This window comes from Caballeronia sp. INDeC2 (genome assembly GCF_023631325.1).
Taxonomy (GTDB): Bacteria; Pseudomonadota; Gammaproteobacteria; order Burkholderiales; family Burkholderiaceae; genus Caballeronia.
This window is the reverse complement of the sequence record NZ_JALQDG010000042.1, coordinates 316,502-333,199: the sequence shown is the minus strand read 5'-3', so window position 1 is coordinate 333,199 and position 16,698 is coordinate 316,502. Positions and strand designations below refer to the sequence as shown.

The following is a 16,698-nucleotide window of genomic DNA, read 5'->3' as shown; positions in this document are numbered from 1 at the left end:
GCGGCGCAGTATCGCGGCAACCAGAATATTCCCGGAAAGGGAGGAGACAACCATGAAGCTGAAACTTGCCATCACGTTGTGCGCGGCGTTCGAGCTTGCCTTCGGTGCCGCCGCAGCCGTTGCGAAGGATGTGCCCGAGAAGCCCGAGCTGCATATCGCGGCGGCTTCGACGGGCATCACGTATCTGCCGATGCTCGTCGCGAAGACGCGCGGCTACTTCAAGGACGAAGGACTGGACGTGAGCATCGCCGCATTCTCCGGCGGTTCGAAGACGCTGGAAGCGCTCCTGGGCGGCAGCTCCGACATGGTGGCGGGCGCCTATTCCAACACCATCACCATGGCGACCAAGGGCCAGCATCTGGTGGTGGTGGCGGCGCAAGTCATCTGTCCCGGATGGATCTTCGGCGTGTCGCAGAAACGTCAGGCCGAAGTCAAGTCGCCCAAGGATCTGAAGGGCATGCGCATCGGCGTGAGCGCGCCGGGTTCGAGCACGCACATGGCGGTCAACTACATTCTGCACAAGGCGGGGTTGCAGTCTTCGGACGTGTCGATCATCGGCGTGGGGCAAGCGGCGGGCGCGGTGGCGGCGGTGCGCGCGGGGCAGATCGATGCGCTGATCGTCAACGATCCGAGCGCGACGATCCTCGTCAAGGACGGCAGTCTCAAGCCGCTGGAAAACATGCGCACGGCCGACGGCAACATCAAGGTGTTCGGCTCCGACTACCCCGAATCGAGCCTCTTCGCGACTCAGGACTTCGTCAACAGGAATCCGAAGACGGTGCAGGCCGTCGCCAATGCGATCGTGCGGGCCGAGAAGTGGATCGCCAAGGCCACGCCGCAACAGGTCGCGGACAACGTGCCGCCCGAATTCCTCGGCGACAACAAGGCGCTCTATGCCGAGGCCTTCACGAACAGCCGCCGCTGCATCGCGCAGAACGGCGAGATCACGGCGAAGGGCGCGCAGACCGTGCGCGACGTGCTCGCGGCTTTCGATCCGACCGTGGCGTCCGCCAACATCGACCTCGCCGCGACCTATGACAACCGCTTCGTCAGGAAAGCAGCGGAGATCCAGCCATGAGCGCCGCGACCTTGAGTTTCCCGGTCGATAGCGCAAAGACCGGGCTGCGCGAGGCCCTGCGCTTCGACAACGTGACATGCACCTTCGCGGGCAACGGTAGGAACGCGCAGACCTACACCGCGATTTCCGGCGGGAACCTGTCGATCGGCGACGGCGAGTTCGTGTCGATCGTCGGGCCGACGGGCTGCGGCAAGTCCACGCTGCTGAACGTGGCGGCGGGACTCACGCGGCCCTCGTCGGGCAGCCTGAGCGTGTTCGGCGAGAAGCTGACGAACGGCCTGAACAGGCACGCGGCCTATCTGTTCCAGGTCGACGCGCTGATGCCGTGGAAGACGACCGAAGAGAACATTGCGATGGGTCTCGTCTTCCGCGGCACGCCGCGCGACGAGGCGCTGCGCGTGGCGCACGACTGGCTCGTGCGAGTCGGCCTGAACGGGCACGGCAAGAAGTATCCGCATCAGCTCTCCGGTGGCATGCGCAAGCGCGCGGGCCTCGCGCAAGCGCTAGCGCTGAACCCGCGCATCATCCTGATGGACGAGCCATTCAGCGCGCTCGATATCCAGACCCGGCATCTGATGGAAAACGAGCTGCTGCAACTGTGGTCGTACGACCGCAAATCCGTGATGTTCGTGACGCACGATCTGGAAGAGGCCATCTCGTTGTCGGACCGCGTGATCGTGTTGTCGGCGGGGCCGGGAACGCGACCTATCGCCGAGTTCGAGATCGACCTGGAGCGTCCGCGCGAAATGTCGGAAATCCGCATGACGCAGCGTTTCCTGCAACTGCACACCCAGATCTGGGACGTGCTTCGAGGCGAGGTACTCAAAAGCTATGCGCGCAACCGTGTTTGACCCGAACAATCGATTCACGGTGTTGATCACCCGGCTCGCCATCCTGTTCGGCTTCCTGTTCCTGTGGTGGCTCGGCACCGGCCAGAAATGGCTGTCGCCGTTTTTCTTCGGCGATCCGGTCGGCGTGGCGCTGCGCATCGTCGACTGGTTCGTGACGGGCTCGGTGTTTCGCCATCTCTACACGACGCTGATCGAAACCATGCTGGCGTTCGCGATCGGCACGGCGTTCGGCCTCGCGTGCGGTCTGTGGCTCGCGCTCAATCCGTTCCTGGCCGTGGTGTTCGATCCGTTCATCAAGGCCATGAATTCGATGCCGCGCCTCATCTTCGCGCCGATCTTCGCGCTCTGGTTCGGCCTCGGCATCTGGTCCAAGGTGGCGCTGGGCGTGACGCTGGTGTTCTTCGTGGTGTTCTTCAACGTCTTTCAGGGCGTGCGCGAGGTCAGCCCGACGGTGTTGTCCAACACGCGCATGCTGGGCGCCAATTCGCGCCAGTTGCTGCGGCACGTGTACCTGCCATCGGCGACGAGCTGGGTCTTCTCGAGCCTGCATAACGCGATCGGCATTGCCTTCGTCGGCAGCGTGGTGGGCGAGTACCTGGGATCGGAAAAGGGCGTGGGCTATCTGATTCTGCTGGCCGAGGGCGTGTTCGATATCAACTCGGTGATCGCGGGCATTCTGGTGCTGACCGTGTTCGCCCTGCTGCTCGATACCGCCGTGTCGATGGTCGAGGATCACCTGCTGCGCTGGCGCCCCGTCGCCGGACAGACGGTGGCCGCGAGCGCCTGAACATTGAGGAAACCATCTTGCAGACCAACGCGATCAACCTGAAGGACCGCGTCGCCGTCGTGACGGGCGGCGCACAAGGCATCGGCCTCGCGGTCGGCCATCGGCTGTTGGCCTCCGGTGCGCGGCTCGTGATCTGGGACGTCAATCCCGCGGGCATCGAGCAGGCCCGCGCCGAAGTGCGCGAGCACGATGTGCACTTCGAGCAAGTGGATATCGCCGATTACGCGAGCGTGCAGGCCGCCCTCGCGGGGACGCTGAAAGCGACGGGGCGCATCGATATCCTGATCAACAACGCGGCGATCGTCGGCCCCAACGCCACGTTGATCGACTATCCCGTCGACGTGTGGAAGCAGGTGATCGATATCGACGTCAACGGCACGTTTCACTGCTGCCGCGCGGTGGTGCCGGGCATGATCGGCCAGAACTACGGGCGCATCGTGAATCTGGCTTCGGTCGCGGGCAAGGAAGGCAACCCGAATGCGGCGGCCTATAGCTCGGCGAAAGCTGCCGTCATCGCGATGACGAAGTCGCTCGGCAAGGAGCTGGCGAGCCACGATATCGCCGTCAACTGCGTGACGCCTGCCGTCGCGCGCACGCCCGGCGCCATGGAGCAGTCGCCCGAGCATATTCGCTACATGCTGGGCAAGATCCCGCGCGGCCGTTTTCTCGAACTCGACGAAGCCGCCGCGATGATCGCCTGGCTCGCCAGCGAAGAGAATTCGTTCACGACCGGCGCGGTTTTCGATCTGTCCGGCGGACGCGCGACGTATTGAGGCGGGCCTATCCATGAAGCCGAGAGCGTTTTGGCGTCTGCTGTCGCCGGTACTGGCCGCGTGCGCGGTCGTCGTGAATGCGTCGGCCAACGCCGCGCCCGTGCCGGAGAAACCGAAGCTTCATCTCGCCGCGGCGGGCGTGGGCTTTCCCTATCTGCCGTTCGTCATCGCCGATAGCCGCGGCTATTTCAAACAGGCCGGGCTGGAGGTCGAGATCGGCGTGTTCAGCGGCGGCGCGAAGGCGTTGCAGGCGTTGATGGGCGGCAGCGCCGATATCGTCGCGGGCGCCTATTCCAACACCATCACGATGGCCGCGAAAGGGCAGCAACTGGTCTCGTTCGTGACGCTGGCCTCGTGTCCGGGCTGGGTGTTCGGCGTGACCCGCGCGAGCCACGACAAGGTCAGGACGTATGCCGATCTCAAGGGCAAGCGCATCGGCGTGAGCTCGCCCGGATCGAGCTTTCACATGGGCGTGAACTACCTGTTGAGCAAGTCCGGCGTGAAGCCGGGCGATGTGTCGATCATCGGCGTGGGCTCGTCGGCCGGTGCGATTGCGGCGGCGCGCAGCGGGCAGATCGACGCGCTGATGAGCAACGACCCCGTCGCGACCGTGCTGCAGACGAGCGGCGATCTCTTTCCGCTCGCCGTGATGCGCGATCCGGCCGGCACGCGCGCCACGCTGGGCGGCGATTACCCCGAAGCGGCCATCTACACGACGCGGGCGTTCGCCGCCGGCAATCCAAACACGGTGCAGGCGGTGACGAACGCGATCCTCGAAGCCGAACGCTGGATGGCGCAGGCGACGCCCGAGCAGGTCGCCGCCGCCGTGCCGCCGCAATACGCGCTGGCCGAGAAGGATGTCTTCGCCCGCGCCTACGCCAACATGCGAAGCTGCATTTCGCGCGACGGCCTGATGACCGACGCCGCCGCACATACCGTGCACGATGTGCTCGCCGCCTTCGATCCGGACATCGGCAAAGCGTCGATCGACCTGAAGGCGACTTACGACAATCGCTTCGTCGAAAATGCGGGCAAGCATTGACCAACAACGGGGAGCGACGATGGAAGGCGGCATCCGCATTCTGGCCGAAGGCCTGAAATTTCCCGAAGGGCCGGTGGCGATGTCCGATAGCTCGATCGTGCTCGTGGAAATCGAGCGCGAGACGCTCACGCGCGTGGCCGCCGACGGCACCGCGAGCGTCATCGCGGAAGTGGGCGGCGGGCCGAACGGACTGGCGCTGGGGCCGGACGGCGCGTTCTACATCTGCAACAACGGCGGCTTTCTGTTTCGCACCGTCGCCGGGCTGAACCGCACGAAGCCGGGCGTGCATCCGCGTTACACGAGCGGGCGCATCGAGCGCTTCGATCCGCGCACGGGCGCGCTGACGACGCTGTACGACCGCTGCGGCGATCATCCGCTGTGCGGTCCCAACGACATCGTGTTCGACCACGGCGGCGGCTTCTACTTCACCGACTTCGGCAAGAACCGCCTGCGCGATCGCGATCACGCGGGTCTCTATTACGCGCGCGCCGATGGATCGATGATCGTCGAAGTCGCTTATCCGTTGACCACGGCCAATGGCGTCGGCCTGTCGCCGGACGATAGCGTCGTCTATGTGGCGGAAACCGAGACCGCGCGGCTGTGGGCGTTCGATCTGGACGCGCCGGGGCGGGCGCGCAAGCATCCTTATCCGTCGCCGCACGGCGGGCGTCTGGTGTGCGGGTTGCCCGGTTATCAGCGCTTCGACAGCCTCGCAGTGGATGCGGAGGGCAACATCTGCGTGGCCACGCTCGTCACCGGTTGCATTACCGTGGTCGCGCCATCCGGCGAGGTGCTGCGGCAAGTGATGGTGCCGGACGGCATGGTGACCAACATCTGTTTCGGCGGCGCCGACATGAAGACGGCCTACGTCACGCTGTCGGGCACGGGGCGGCTCGGAACCTTGCCCTGGCCGCAGCCCGGATTGAAGCTGGCTTATTCGTGACGGCCAGGCGCCGGATGCGCGCTCTGGCTCGCGAGCAGGTGCTTGAGAAAGAGTTGAACGGGCGCGGGCAGCGATTCGGCCTCGCGTACGCAGATTTTCCAGTGACGCTCGGCCCAGGTTTCGTCGAGCTGCACCGCAACCAACGGCCCCGAGCTGACGTAGCGCTCGGCATGATGCTCGGGCACGAGGCCGATGCCGAGGCGCGCCTCGACCATGCTGCGCACCGGCTCGAAGCCGTTGACGCGGATCGACAGCTTGAGCGGATGATCGAGATCGGCCGCCGCGCGCAACACCAGCGAATTCAGATAGCTGCCCGCTTGCGGCCCTACCAGCGGATATTCGGCCATTTCACGGAACTTCACTCTATCGGTACGGCTGAGGGGATGATCGGGCGGCATGATCACGACGAGCCGGTCGCTGCGATACGGAAACACCTGCAAGCCGGTCGTCACGGTCGTGCCGCCGAACACGCCGATATCGGCCGTGTTTTCAGCGACGGCGCGGACCACCGCCGGACTGAGGCTTTCCTGAAGATCGATGCGCAGCCCCGGATGCATTTCCAGAAATTCGCGGATGTCATTGGCGATGTACTGAACGATCGTCGAGAGGCTGGCATGTAGCCGGATCTGGCCGCGCACGCCCTCGGCATGATCGAGCAGTTCGCTTTCCATCTGCTGGATATCGCGCAGGAGCACGCGTGCATGCTGCAAGAGGGCGGCGGCCGCGGCCGTCAGTTCCAGTCCCTTGTTGCTGCGCATGAAGAGGGCGGTCTTGAGCGTGTCCTCCAGATGCGACATGCGCTTGCTGAGCGCAGAAGGCGCGATGTTTTCGGCCTCCGCCGCGCGGGCGATGCTGCCCTGCTCGCAGACAGCGACGAACAATTTCAGCGATTGCAGATCGAAACGCATCGACTCTCCGAGTAGCCGTTTCCGGTGGGAAGAGTATGCACGCGGGCCGTTGCGCGTGCAAAGCGATGCCGGGCGTCACTCTTCCTCGTCGATATCCGCGTTGCTCGATCCGGTGGGATCTTCCTTCGCGGCTTCGGTGAACATCGTCGTGAACTGATCGAGTGTGGCGAGCGTGTCGCGCCCGGTTCGCGTGATGCGATAAAACGAAAGCGGTACCTCGGGCCGCAACGCGTCGACGCGCACCTTGTAGCGGTAGCAAATATGTTCGCAGAAGGACGGCATGACGGCGGTGCCGAGCCCTTCCTGCGCCATCGCGATAGCGGTCTGCAAATGACCCACGACGATGCGGCGGCTCACCGTGACTTCCTCTTTCGACAGCGTGGCCTCGATCAGCCGTTGCAGCGGATTGTCCTTCGGCAGCGTGATGAGCGGCTGGTCTTCGAGCGCGGTCCAGCGCATGCCCGAGCCACGCAGCGGCGCGCCAGCTTGCGCGGGCGATACGGCGACGAGCCGCGTCGGGAAGATCGGCGTGCGGTCGATGCCGGAAAGCTGCGAGAAGAACACGCCGAACGCGGCGTCGAGATGGCCTTCCTCGACCATCTGTACGAGCTCGGTCGGATTGCGGTCGACGAGTTCGATCTGTGCGTTCGGATAGACAGTCGAGAAGCGCGCGAGCACCGAAGGCATGAGGCTCGCGGCGATCATCGGCGTGCAGCCGAGCAGCAGCGACGACTGTTTCTGCCGCCCCAGCTCGTTGAGTTCGATGACCGATTTTTCCAGCGACTCGACGATCGCCATTGCGGTGGGATAAAACAGGCGGCCGGCTTCGGTCAGGGAGACCGTGCGCGTGGTGCGCTCGAGCAGCCGGCAATCGAGCTGCGTTTCGAGCTCCCGAATGATCGCGGAAAGCGCCGCCTGGCTGAGATGCATGCTCTGCGCGGTCTTCGTGAAGCTCGACGCATTCGCGACGCCAAGAAAAACCTTGAGTTGCTTGAGGGATAGATTCATCGACGACGGCCGTTTGTTTTTCAGGCGTGGAGCATGCCCGATTCTATCCCGTCCGCAGCGGCGGCTGCTGCACCTCGGGACTTTCCGGTGCGGCAGCCGCGGGCGTCACGCGAGGACGTAGCGGCCTTCTTCGTCCCGTGCGATTGCGCGCCGTTGCGACGTGTCTTCGAGCCAGCGGACCACTTCGCGGCCGTCGCGCGTGCCGGTCGCGGCCATCAGCTCGGAGAAGCGCTTCGGTCCGTCTTCGAGCGCGGCTTCGAGCGATTCGAAGCGCGCGCCGCGATATGCGGGCGGCGTCGGCACGCGATGTTCGAGATCGCGCTCGGCCCCCGGCGCGAGCAACGGCAGCGTGAGATCGAAGCCGGCCTTCGCCGTTTTCGTCGCGCCGAGCAGCGACGGATCGAGCGGCATCGCGCGCAGGCTGTCCTGAAGCACCAAATCGCGATCGGCCTGAAAGCGCGTGGCGAGCGCCCAGTCCATCTGCTCGTCCGAGAACACGTCGATGTCGGGATCGACCACGAAAACATGCTTCACGTTTGCAAGCGACGCGAACACGGCCGCGATCGCGTTGCGCGCTTCGCCCGGCACGCGCTGCTGCATGGCGACGCGCACGTTGAACATGCCGCCGGTGGCCGGGTTCGCATAGACGGCCTTCACTTCGCGCACGGCCGTTTCGAGCGCGCGCCACACCGTTACTTCCGTGCGCAGCGCGGCGAGCTGCGCGGTATCGGTGCGCGCCATCGAGCGTCCGCCGATCGTGCACGTCTGAAAGACCGCATCGCGCCGATGCGTGATCGCGGTCAGATGGAACAGCGGGTTCGTCTTCACGCCGCCGTAATAGCCGAGGAATTCGCCGTACGGGCCTTCGGGATCGGCGTGACCGCGTTCGTCGAGATAGCCTTCGAGGATGAACTCCGCGTCGGCGGGCACGAGCAGATCGTTCGTCACGCACTTGACCACGCCCATCGGCGCGCCGCGCAGGGCGGCGACGAGTTCGAGCTCGTCGGCGGGAATGCGCATGGTCGCGCCGACGTGATCGACCGGATGCGTGCCGACGGCGAACGCGATCGGCGTGCGCTCGCCGCGCTTCGCGTGCCCGATCGCGATCGCCCGCAAATCCGACGGCGCGACGAGATCGATGCCCGCCGTGCGCCGCCCGCGCAGCATCAGGCGGCGAATGCCGACGTTGGTCCAGCCCGTGTCCGGATCGACGGCGAAGTCGATCGACGCCGAGATGTACGGCGCGCCGTCCAGATCGTGCTGAAGATGCACGGGCAGCGCGGTGAAGTCGCACGCGTCGCCGGTGAGCACGACTTGCTGCACGGGCGCTTCCTCGCGGCTCACTTCGACGAGCTTGCCTTTCACGCGCAAGCGTTCGCGCACAGTGTCGAGCAGACGTTGCGGCGTCGTATCGAACGCTTTGGCGAGGCGCGTGCGGCTCGCGGCGACGCTGCCCGCGAGCGAGACTGCGCCGCCCGACGGCCGGCTGAACCACACGGCGCGCGGGTTGCCTTCCATGATGCCGGCGATGTCGGCGAGATCGACGCTCGCGTCATGGCGTTCGAGTTCGCTGTCGTCGAGCGATTCGAGGAAGCGGCGCAGGCGGAAGCGTTCGAGGTCGGGCGCGGGCGTGCCGTCGACGGTCGAGGGAATGGCGGTCTTGGGTCTCAATCTGGGTTCCTTGATGCTTGGATGGTGCGACGCGTTCGCGCCGTCGTCAGAAGCGCGCGGAAAGCGCCGTCGCCGCGAGATGCGCGGCAAAACCGCTCGCGCCGCTCGCCGGCATTTCGGGTGCGAGATGCAGGAACTGCTTCACCGCGCGCAGCGTGACCGCGCTGCAGCCGAGCAGCGTGTCGGCGAGCGCGTCTGCTTCGGCGTCGAGGTTTGCTGCCGGCACGACGCGGCTCACGAGCCCGGCGTGCAGCGCTTCGCTCGCGGACAAGCGCACGCGGCAGAGCACCATGTGCGCGACTGTCTTCAGCGGCACGCGGCCGATCAGCGCCGACATCACGAGCGTCGGCGGAATGTCGCGTTCCATTTCGGGGATCTGGAACACGGCATCGTCCGACGCCAGCGCGATATCGCACACGCCCGCGAGCGCGCAGCCCACGCCGAGCGCATCGCCGCGCACGACCGACACCACGGGCACGCGCACGGCCTTGAGCGCGTCGTAGAGCGCGAGCGGCGGCGCGGCGACCACGCGGCGCAGCGTTTCGGCGGACGGCTTCGCGTCCTTCGGCGGCATCGGCGAAAGGCGGCCCTTGCAGAAGTCGGGGCCGCTCGCGAGGATGCGCACGAGCTTCACATCGTCGTCGAGCGTCGTGATGCATTCGATGATCGTCTCGCTCATCGGCGCGTCGATCAGATTGCCGTTCTCGGGATGGTCGAGGACCACGTCCACGAGCGGACCGTTGCGGCGGATAGCAACGTGAGGGCTTGTCATGCCGGTCTCCTTGTCGAGCGTGTTCATGCGTCGCGGTGAATGAATTCCCACACGACTTTCGGCGTGGCGGGCATTGCGAGTTCGTCGGTGCCGTATTCGCCGAGCGCGTCGGCGAGCGCGTTGAAGATCGTCGCGGTGGCGGGCGTGATGCCGCTTTCGCCGCCGCCCTTCACGCGCAGCGGATTGCCGTGCGTCGGGTCTTCGGTCAGTTCGAGGTTGAGTTGCGGAATCACGCCTGCGCGGGGCATGCCGTAATCCATGTACGAACCGCTCAGCACTTGCCCCGTTTCGCGATCGACATAACAGGTTTCCGACAGCGCCTGGCCGATGCCCTGCGCGAGACCGCCGTGCACCTGGCCTTCGACGATGAGCGGATTGATCGGCTGGCCCACATCGTCGACGGATGTGTAATTGACGAGCTTCACGACCCCCGTGTCCGGGTCCACTTCGAGTTCGCACACGGCCGCGCCCGTCGGATGCGCGGGAACGCGCGTGTTCACTTCGGCTTCCGCATAGAGCTTGCGCGTGGCGCGCTCGCCCGGCAGGCCGTCGCGCGCGATGTGGGCGGCCACGTCGAAGAGGCTGATTTCACGCGATGACGCCGTATCGGCAAACGCGCCGTTCGCGAAGCTCACGTTTTCCGGCGCGACATCGAACAGCTCGGCTGCCACGCGCTTGCCTTGCGCCACGATCTGCGCGGCGGTATCGACGAGCAGCATGCCGCCGAGGCGCATAGAGCGGTCCGAATGACTGCCGCCGCCCACGCTCACGAACGCGGTGTCGCCGGTGCGCAGCGTGATCGACGCGATCGGCACGCCGAGATGCTGCGCGACGACCTGTGCGAACGTCGTTTCGTGACCTTGCCCCGTGGACTGCGTGCCGGACACGATATCGATGCGCCCTTCCGGCAGCACCGTCACTTCGATGCGCTCGCGCGGCGCGCCCACGGGCGACTCGATGTAGTTCGCGAGCCCGATGCCGCGCAGCATGCCGTTCGCACGCGAGGCGGTGCGCCGCGCCTCGAAGCCGTCCCATTGCGCGAGCTCCAGCGCGCGCGCCATGTTGCGCGCGAACTCGCCGCTGTCGTAGGTGAGGCCCATCGGGCTGCGATACGGCAGCTTCTCGTGCGCGATCAGATTGCGGCGGCGGATTTCCGCGCGGTCGAGGCCCAGTTCCGCGGCCGCGAGGTCGAGCATGCGCTCGATCACGTGCGTCGCTTCGGGGCGGCCCGCGCCGCGATAGGGCGCGGTCGGCACGGTGTTCGTCAGCACGGCGCTGATGTGCACGGCGGCGATCGGCACGTCGTAGACGGTCGTCATGATGCGCGTGCCGTTCGACATCGGCACATAGGACACCGTATGCGCGCCGACATTGCCGATCCATTCGTTGTCGATGGCGAGGATGCGGCCATCGCGCGAGAAACCGAAAGTCGCGCGCACGATCTGGTCGCGGCCCTGATAGTCGGAGAGAAACGCTTCGCTGCGATCGCTCGTCCACTTCACGGGCCGGCCGACGCGGCGCGCGGCCCACACGACGGCAAGCTGCTCGACGTAGATGAACGAACGCGGGCCGAAGCCGCCGCCGGTGTCGGGACAGACGACGCGCACCTGCGACGGCGGCACCTTCAGCGCGGCGGCGATGCAGAGCTTTTGCCGCACGGCGCCCTGGCTGCCCGAGATCAGCGTGTAGGCGCCGCTTTCCTGATCGAACACGCCGATCGCGCCGCGCGGCTCCATCTGGCAATTCACGACGCGGCTGTGATGTAACTCCCGCGTGAGGACGAACGGCGCATCCGCGATGATGCGGCGCGCTTCGTCGCGATCGCCGATCTGCGTCTGGAAGCAGACGTTGCGCGACGCGCCGTCCCACAGTTGCGGCGCGCCTTCCTGCATCGCATCGGCTGCATTGACGACCGCGCCGAGCACGTCGTAATCGACGTCGATCATCTCCGTCGCGTTGCGCGCGGCGAGCGCGGTGTCGGCGATCACCATCGCGATCGGCTCGCCGACATAACGCACGCGGTCGATCGGCAGCGGAACATGCAACTGGTTGAAGATCTCGCCGGTCAGCGAAGTGAGGAAGGCTTTCTTCGTGGCATCGACGGCGTCGATGGGATTGGGGATGTGATCGACGCCCTGAAAGCCGTCGTCGAGATAATCCTGACCGACGAGCACCGCGATCACGCCGGGCGCCTCGCGCGCGGCCGATACCTCGACCGAGCGCAGCGCGGCATGCGCGTGCGGGGAGCGCAGGAACGCCGCATGCACCTGGCCTTCGACGCGAAAGTCGTCGGTGTATTGGCCGTTGCCGGTGACGAAGCGCCGGTCTTCGAGGCGCGGAATGGGTTGACCGATCATCGTCCGACGTCCTCCGTGGCGGCATCGTCGAGCGACGGATACATCTCGCGCGCCGCATGACGCACGGCCTCGATGATGTTCACGTAACCCGTGCATCGGCAGATGTTGCCTTCGAGCGCGTGGCAAATGCTCTCTTCGTCGAGCTGGGGCTTCTCGCGCAGATAGAAGCTCGACGACATGATCATGCCCGGCGTGCAGAAGCCGCATTGCAGGCCGTGGCACTGCACGAATGCGTTCTGTACCGGATGCAGCGGTGCGCTCACATCTTCACGCAGCCCTTCGACCGTCGTGACCGTGCCGCCGCTCGCCTGCGCCGCGAGCACCGTGCACGACTTCACCGAGACGCCGTCGAGATGCACCGTGCACGCGCCGCATTGACTCGTGTCGCATCCGACGTGCGTGCCCGTGAGACGCAGCGTTTCGCGCAGGAATTCGACGAGCAGCGTCTGGTCGGGCACCTCTCGCGTCACGTCGACGCCGTTCACCCGTAACTGGATTTCAGCCATGATTCACCTCGCTCACTGTGCGGCGGCGTTGGCGCTTGCGTTTGCATTCGCGCTCATCGTCGCGTTGAAGCGCTTGAAGAATTCCGCCGCGAGCTTGTTCGCCACCGATGTGACGAGGCGTGAGCCGATCTGCGCGAGCTTGCCGCCCACTTGCGCATCGGCGACGTAGGTGAGCAGCGTGCCGCCTTCGTCGGCGTCGGCGAGCGTGACCGTCGCCATCATCTTTCCGAAGCCCGCGATGCCGCCTTCGCCTTGACCCAGAATCTTGTAGCCGTTCGGGCCGTCGCGCTCCGAGAGCAGCAGCGTGCCCTTGAAGCGCGCCTTCACGGGCCCGACCGATGCGATCACGACGGCCCTGTATTCGTCGTCGCTCTGTGCGACGAACTCTTCGCAGCCGGGCACGCATGCCTGCAACACCGCGGCATCGTTCAAGCCCTTCCATACCTGCTCGCGCGAGGCGGCGATGGTCTGCGATCCGGTGAACTCCATGTCTTGTCTCCTGAAAACGTTTAGGCTGGCTGGCGCAGCGGCTGCGCCAGAAGCGCCCGCAATGCGCGGCGCGTGTAGGTTTCGATCAGATGGGCGCGATACGCGGACGAACCGTTGGCGTCGTCGGGCAGCGTGGCGGCATCCATCTTCAGCGGGATGAGCGCGGCTTCGGACAGATCGGCGGCAAGCGCGGCTTCGGCATCGAGCCAGCGGAACACCGACGCGCCCGCGCCCGTCACCGCGACGCGAATCACATCGGCGAACTGCGCGATGAACACGCCGACCACGGCATAACCCGAGGCCGGTTGACGGAACTTCGCATAGGCGGCGCGCAATGGAAGCGGATACTCGAAGCCGGTCACGAGTTCGCCCGGTTCGAGCGCGGTTTCGAAGGTGTCGACGAAGAAATCGTCGGCATCGATGCGGCGTTGCGACGTGAGCACTTGCGCCTTCAGCGCGAGCACGGCGCTCGGATAATCGGCGGCGGGATCGTTGTTCGCGACCGAGCCGCCCATCGTGCCGCGGTTGCGCACTTGCGGATCGGCGATCACGTTCGCGAGTTGCGCGAGCGCGGGAATCGCTTCGATCACTACGTTCGATGCGGCCACTTCCGCATGCTTCGTCAGCGCGCCGATGCGCAGCACGCCGCCTTCGACGCGCACGCCGCGCATCGCCTCGATGCGCGTGAGATCGATCAGATGCGAAGGCGCGGCGAGACGCTGCTTGAGCGTGGGAATCAGCGTCATCCCGCCGGAAAGCGGCTTCGCGTCCTCGTGTTCGCTCAGCAGGCCGAGCGCTTCATCGAGCGAGGACGGGCGCAGGTAAAGGGTTTCGTACATGAAGTCTCCTGCGGCCGGCGGCCGTCAGGCCTGTTTCAGCCAGTTTTCCAATGCTGTCGCGAGCGCGACCGGCACTTCGTACATCGGGTAATGACCCGCGTTCGCGAGCGTTTCGACGCTCGCGCGCGGATACCACGCGAGCCAGGTGCGATGCATCACGTCGGCGGTGAGCGTCGGATCGTGCTCGCCGATGAAGAGCTTCACCGGTGTTTCGTTGCCCCTCACATCGGCGGAAAAATCGCTCGCCGCCCAATGCGGCAGATAGCCCGCGAAGGCGTCCGCGCGCGACTGGCGTTGCGATTCGCGCGCGAGATGCGCGGTGAAACGCGGCGCGAGACGATTGCCCGTCGAGAACGCGATGATCGCCGCGCGCCGTTCGATGTCGTCGACAGCCGCGCGAAACCCGGCGAGGCGCGTTTCGTCCATGCGCGAGCCGCACGCGGGCACCGCGCACACGCCCGCCATGCGATCGATGCGTCCGCGCGCGGCGAGCAACACGCGCTGGATCGCGACGCCGCCCATCGAATGACCGATGAGACTGAACCTGTCCCAGCCGAGATGATCGGCGAGCGCGAGCACGTCTTCCGCGGCTTCCTCGAACGTGAATGCGCCACCGCGTTCGCGCGAGCGGCCGTAGCCGCGATAGTCGAAGAACACGTAGGTGAAGGCGTCCGTATCCAGCGCGGGCACGAGCGGCTGCCAGTCCTCGGCGCTGCCGAACCAGCCGCTCATCGCCAGCACCTTGCGCGGGCCGTGGCCGACCTGCGCGTAGCCGTTGAACGCCTGCGTCATGCCGCGACCTCCATTCGCTGCCACACGAACGCCGGCGCGATCCGACCACGGCATTCGCCGAAGCCGATCGATACCGCGCCCGGCTTCGCCGCGCGTGCGCTCAACACGATCTCGTCGCCGTCTTCGAGCGCGGTGCGGGTTTCGCCGTTGGGCAGGCGAAGCGGATCGCGGCCCGCGTTGGTGAGTTCGGTGAGGCAGGCGCGCGCTTCATCGTCCGCTCCGGAAATCGTGCCGCTGCCGAGCAGATCCCCCGCGCGCAGATTGCAGCCGTTGCTCGTGTGATGCGCGACCATCTGCGCAAACGTCCAATAGAGATTGTCGAGGTGCGTGTGCGTGATGCGCACGTCGGCGGCGCCGGCTTCGCGCAGTTGCCGCGTCGACAGATGCGCGCGCAGTTCGAGATGAAGCCCGCCTTCCTGCTGATCGCGCGCGCCGTGCAGATGCGGCATGACGGGCGGATCGCCGGCGGCGCGCGCAACGGGCGCCTTGCGAAACGGCGCGAGCGCCTCCGACGTGACGATCCACGGCGACACGCTCGAATGAAAGCTCTTGCCGAGAAACGGGCCGAGCACTTGTTCGAACCACTGAATGCTCTTCGCGGACCAGTCGTTGAGCAACGAATAACCGAAGATGTGCGCGTGCGCATCGTCGACGGGAATCGGCTGCGTAAGCGCATTGCCCTCGCCGATCCACGCCGCCAATTCCAGCTCGAAATCGAGCGCGGGCGCGGGGCCGAACACGATCTGCCCGTTCGCATCGCGATACTGGCCGTGCGGACGTCGCACGTCGCCGCCGCTCACGCGCAGCGACGAAGCGCGGCCGTGATACGCGATCGGCAGCGACTTGAACGCGGGCGGCAGCGGATCGGCGAGACCCTTGTAGCGTCCGTGGCGCTCGGTGTGATGAAGCGACGTGAGAAAGTCGGTGTAGTCGCCGACTTCGCACGGCAGACGCAGCTCGAGCGTGTCGATGCGCGGCAGCAGCGCGTCGGCGTGTTGCTGCATGTGCGCGCGCTGCGGCGCGTCGCTCTTCAGCAGATCGGAGAGCGCGGCGCGCAAGGCGCTCGCATAGCGCGGCGGCATTGCCATCAGGCGATTGAGCGTGCCGTCCCGTGTGGCTTCGCAGGCGATCGCCGCATCGCTGCCCGAGGCGAGCAGGCCGCTGTCGGCGAGCGCATGCAGGTCCGCCGCATGTTCGCCAATGGCGACGCCCGCACGCCCGACGCCATCGCGCGCGAACGCGCCGAACGGCAGGTTCTGGATCGGAAAGTCCGCGCCGGTGAGATTCGCCGAGTCGATCCAGCTGCGTCGGGCCGGATCATGAGTCGAGTTGAGCGCGGTCATGCGGCGGGCGTCTCCGCTACGGCGCTTTTGTCTTTGCTGGCCCACGCGTCGAGCGCGGGACGCGCTTCCCGACGATACGATGCGAGCGTTTCGGTCGAGGCGACCGGCACCGTCAGTTCGAGCCGCAAGCCGTTCGGATCGAAGAAATAGATCGAGCGCACGAAGTGATGATCGGTGATGCCGAGCACGTCGATGCCATGATCCACGAGACGCTGCTTCATCGTTTCGAGATCGTCGAGCGTGGCAAGACGCAGCGCGATATGGTTCACCCACGGCGGCGTGTTCGGCGAAGGCAGAGCGGCGGTGTCGTCGCCGAGATCGAAGAACGCGATGTTCGAGCCGTCGGCCATCTCGAAGAACAGATGCACGTACGGGCAATATTCGCCCGTGCTCGGTACGCGGTCGAGGCGGATCAGATGAACCAGCGGCAGGCCGAGGATGTCCTCGTAGAAATGGCGCGTTTCTTCGGCATTGCGGCAACGCCACGCGAAATGATGCAGGCCGCGCACCGGCGGCAGATGGTCGGACATGCTGTGTCT

Annotated in this window: 17 protein-coding genes; 6 read left to right on the top strand and 11 right to left on the bottom strand. The window is 66.0% G+C overall.

Annotated features, from left to right (window positions below):
• Positions 1–52 precede the first annotated feature (52 nt).
• The 6 genes from NCS28_RS28725 to NCS28_RS28700 are packed head-to-tail and all read left to right on the top strand — an operon-like array spanning position 53 to position 5,474.
• Complete coding sequence (locus NCS28_RS28725) at positions 53–1,078, top strand: ABC transporter substrate-binding protein (protein ID WP_250517169.1); 1,026 nt, start codon at positions 53–55, stop codon at positions 1,076–1,078.
• Positions 1,075–1,929 carry an ABC transporter ATP-binding protein gene (locus tag NCS28_RS28720; RefSeq protein WP_250517168.1) on the top strand — a complete coding sequence of 285 codons (855 nt, stop codon included), beginning with the start codon at positions 1,075–1,077 and terminating at the stop codon, positions 1,927–1,929. Before NCS28_RS28725 ends, NCS28_RS28720 begins: the two co-directional genes overlap by 4 nt.
• A complete protein-coding gene (locus tag NCS28_RS28715) occupies positions 1,910–2,716 on the top strand; it encodes an ABC transporter permease (RefSeq protein WP_250517167.1) in 807 nt (268 codons plus the stop codon). Before NCS28_RS28720 ends, NCS28_RS28715 begins: the two co-directional genes overlap by 20 nt.
• 17 nt (positions 2,717–2,733) lie before the next feature.
• Complete coding sequence (locus NCS28_RS28710) at positions 2,734–3,489, top strand: SDR family NAD(P)-dependent oxidoreductase (protein ID WP_250517166.1); 756 nt, start codon at positions 2,734–2,736, stop codon at positions 3,487–3,489.
• A gap of 13 nt (positions 3,490–3,502) precedes the next feature.
• Complete coding sequence (locus tag NCS28_RS28705) at positions 3,503–4,531, top strand: ABC transporter substrate-binding protein (protein ID WP_250517165.1); 1,029 nt, start codon at positions 3,503–3,505, stop codon at positions 4,529–4,531.
• A 19-nt stretch (positions 4,532–4,550) separates the two neighbouring features.
• Positions 4,551–5,474, top strand: coding sequence for an SMP-30/gluconolactonase/LRE family protein (locus NCS28_RS28700; protein ID WP_250517164.1), 924 nt, complete (start codon positions 4,551–4,553; stop codon positions 5,472–5,474).
• Here NCS28_RS28700 and NCS28_RS28695 read toward each other — a convergent pair.
• The 11 genes from NCS28_RS28695 to NCS28_RS28645 all read right to left on the bottom strand — a co-directional run bounded on the left by NCS28_RS28695 (position 5,465) and on the right by NCS28_RS28645 (position 16,689).
• Positions 5,465–6,382 (bottom strand): LysR family transcriptional regulator, encoded by a 918-nt coding sequence (locus NCS28_RS28695; protein ID WP_250517163.1) that lies wholly within the window; start codon positions 6,380–6,382, stop codon positions 5,465–5,467. The genes NCS28_RS28700 and NCS28_RS28695 overlap by 10 nt on opposite strands.
• Positions 6,383–6,457: 75 nt before the next feature.
• Entirely contained in the window at positions 6,458–7,390 is a 933-nt protein-coding gene (locus tag NCS28_RS28690) for a LysR family transcriptional regulator (protein ID WP_250517162.1), read from the bottom strand.
• A gap of 105 nt (positions 7,391–7,495) precedes the next feature.
• The gene (locus NCS28_RS28685; protein ID WP_250517161.1) at positions 7,496–9,061 is read right to left on the bottom strand and encodes a UbiD family decarboxylase; all 1,566 of its coding nucleotides are present in this window, start codon (positions 9,059–9,061) and stop codon (positions 7,496–7,498) included.
• A 46-nt stretch (positions 9,062–9,107) separates the two neighbouring features.
• The gene (locus NCS28_RS28680; RefSeq protein ID WP_250517160.1) at positions 9,108–9,833 is read right to left on the bottom strand and encodes an enoyl-CoA hydratase/isomerase family protein; all 726 of its coding nucleotides are present in this window, start codon (positions 9,831–9,833) and stop codon (positions 9,108–9,110) included.
• Between the two features lie 23 nt (positions 9,834–9,856).
• Positions 9,857–12,190, bottom strand: a complete 2,334-nt coding sequence (locus NCS28_RS28675) for a xanthine dehydrogenase family protein molybdopterin-binding subunit (RefSeq protein ID WP_250517159.1) — start codon at positions 12,188–12,190, stop codon at positions 9,857–9,859.
• On the bottom strand, positions 12,187–12,696 hold the full coding sequence (locus tag NCS28_RS28670) for a (2Fe-2S)-binding protein (protein ID WP_250517158.1): 510 nt from the start codon (positions 12,694–12,696) through the stop codon (positions 12,187–12,189). The genes NCS28_RS28675 and NCS28_RS28670 overlap by 4 nt, the downstream gene beginning before the upstream one ends.
• A 12-nt stretch (positions 12,697–12,708) precedes the next feature.
• Positions 12,709–13,185, bottom strand: coding sequence for an SRPBCC family protein (locus NCS28_RS28665; RefSeq protein ID WP_250517157.1), 477 nt, complete (start codon positions 13,183–13,185; stop codon positions 12,709–12,711).
• Positions 13,186–13,205: 20 nt separating this feature from the next.
• On the bottom strand, positions 13,206–14,024 hold the full coding sequence (locus NCS28_RS28660; RefSeq protein WP_250517156.1) for an FAD binding domain-containing protein: 819 nt from the start codon (positions 14,022–14,024) through the stop codon (positions 13,206–13,208).
• Between the two features lie 24 nt (positions 14,025–14,048).
• On the bottom strand, positions 14,049–14,816 hold the full coding sequence (locus NCS28_RS28655; RefSeq protein WP_250517155.1) for an alpha/beta fold hydrolase: 768 nt from the start codon (positions 14,814–14,816) through the stop codon (positions 14,049–14,051).
• Positions 14,813–16,159, bottom strand: coding sequence for a fumarylacetoacetase (gene fahA / locus NCS28_RS28650; RefSeq protein WP_250517154.1), 1,347 nt, complete (start codon positions 16,157–16,159; stop codon positions 14,813–14,815). Before fahA ends, NCS28_RS28655 begins: the two co-directional genes overlap by 4 nt.
• Positions 16,156–16,689, bottom strand: a complete 534-nt coding sequence (locus tag NCS28_RS28645; protein WP_250517153.1) for a VOC family protein — start codon at positions 16,687–16,689, stop codon at positions 16,156–16,158. Before NCS28_RS28645 ends, fahA begins: the two co-directional genes overlap by 4 nt.
• Between the last annotated feature and the right edge of the window lie 9 nt (positions 16,690–16,698).

Coding starts and splice junctions, on each gene's coding strand:
- NCS28_RS28725 (WP_250517169.1), top strand. CDS start 53: ATGAAGCTGAAACTTGCCATCACGTTGTGCGCGGCGTTCGAGCTTGCC.
- NCS28_RS28720 (WP_250517168.1), top strand. CDS start 1,075: ATGAGCGCCGCGACCTTGAGTTTCCCGGTCGATAGCGCAAAGACCGGG.
- NCS28_RS28715 (WP_250517167.1), top strand. CDS start 1,910: ATGCGCGCAACCGTGTTTGACCCGAACAATCGATTCACGGTGTTGATC.
- NCS28_RS28705 (WP_250517165.1), top strand. CDS start 3,503: ATGAAGCCGAGAGCGTTTTGGCGTCTGCTGTCGCCGGTACTGGCCGCG.
- NCS28_RS28700 (WP_250517164.1), top strand. CDS start 4,551: ATGGAAGGCGGCATCCGCATTCTGGCCGAAGGCCTGAAATTTCCCGAA.
- NCS28_RS28695 (WP_250517163.1), bottom strand. CDS start 6,382: ATGCGTTTCGATCTGCAATCGCTGAAATTGTTCGTCGCTGTCTGCGAG.
- NCS28_RS28690 (WP_250517162.1), bottom strand. CDS start 7,390: ATGAATCTATCCCTCAAGCAACTCAAGGTTTTTCTTGGCGTCGCGAAT.
- NCS28_RS28680 (WP_250517160.1), bottom strand. CDS start 9,833: ATGACAAGCCCTCACGTTGCTATCCGCCGCAACGGTCCGCTCGTGGAC.
- NCS28_RS28675 (WP_250517159.1), bottom strand. CDS start 12,190: ATGATCGGTCAACCCATTCCGCGCCTCGAAGACCGGCGCTTCGTCACC.
- NCS28_RS28670 (WP_250517158.1), bottom strand. CDS start 12,696: ATGGCTGAAATCCAGTTACGGGTGAACGGCGTCGACGTGACGCGAGAG.
- NCS28_RS28665 (WP_250517157.1), bottom strand. CDS start 13,185: ATGGAGTTCACCGGATCGCAGACCATCGCCGCCTCGCGCGAGCAGGTA.
- NCS28_RS28660 (WP_250517156.1), bottom strand. CDS start 14,024: ATGTACGAAACCCTTTACCTGCGCCCGTCCTCGCTCGATGAAGCGCTC.
- NCS28_RS28655 (WP_250517155.1), bottom strand. CDS start 14,816: ATGACGCAGGCGTTCAACGGCTACGCGCAGGTCGGCCACGGCCCGCGC.
- fahA (WP_250517154.1), bottom strand. CDS start 16,159: ATGACCGCGCTCAACTCGACTCATGATCCGGCCCGACGCAGCTGGATC.
- NCS28_RS28645 (WP_250517153.1), bottom strand. CDS start 16,689: ATGTCCGACCATCTGCCGCCGGTGCGCGGCCTGCATCATTTCGCGTGG.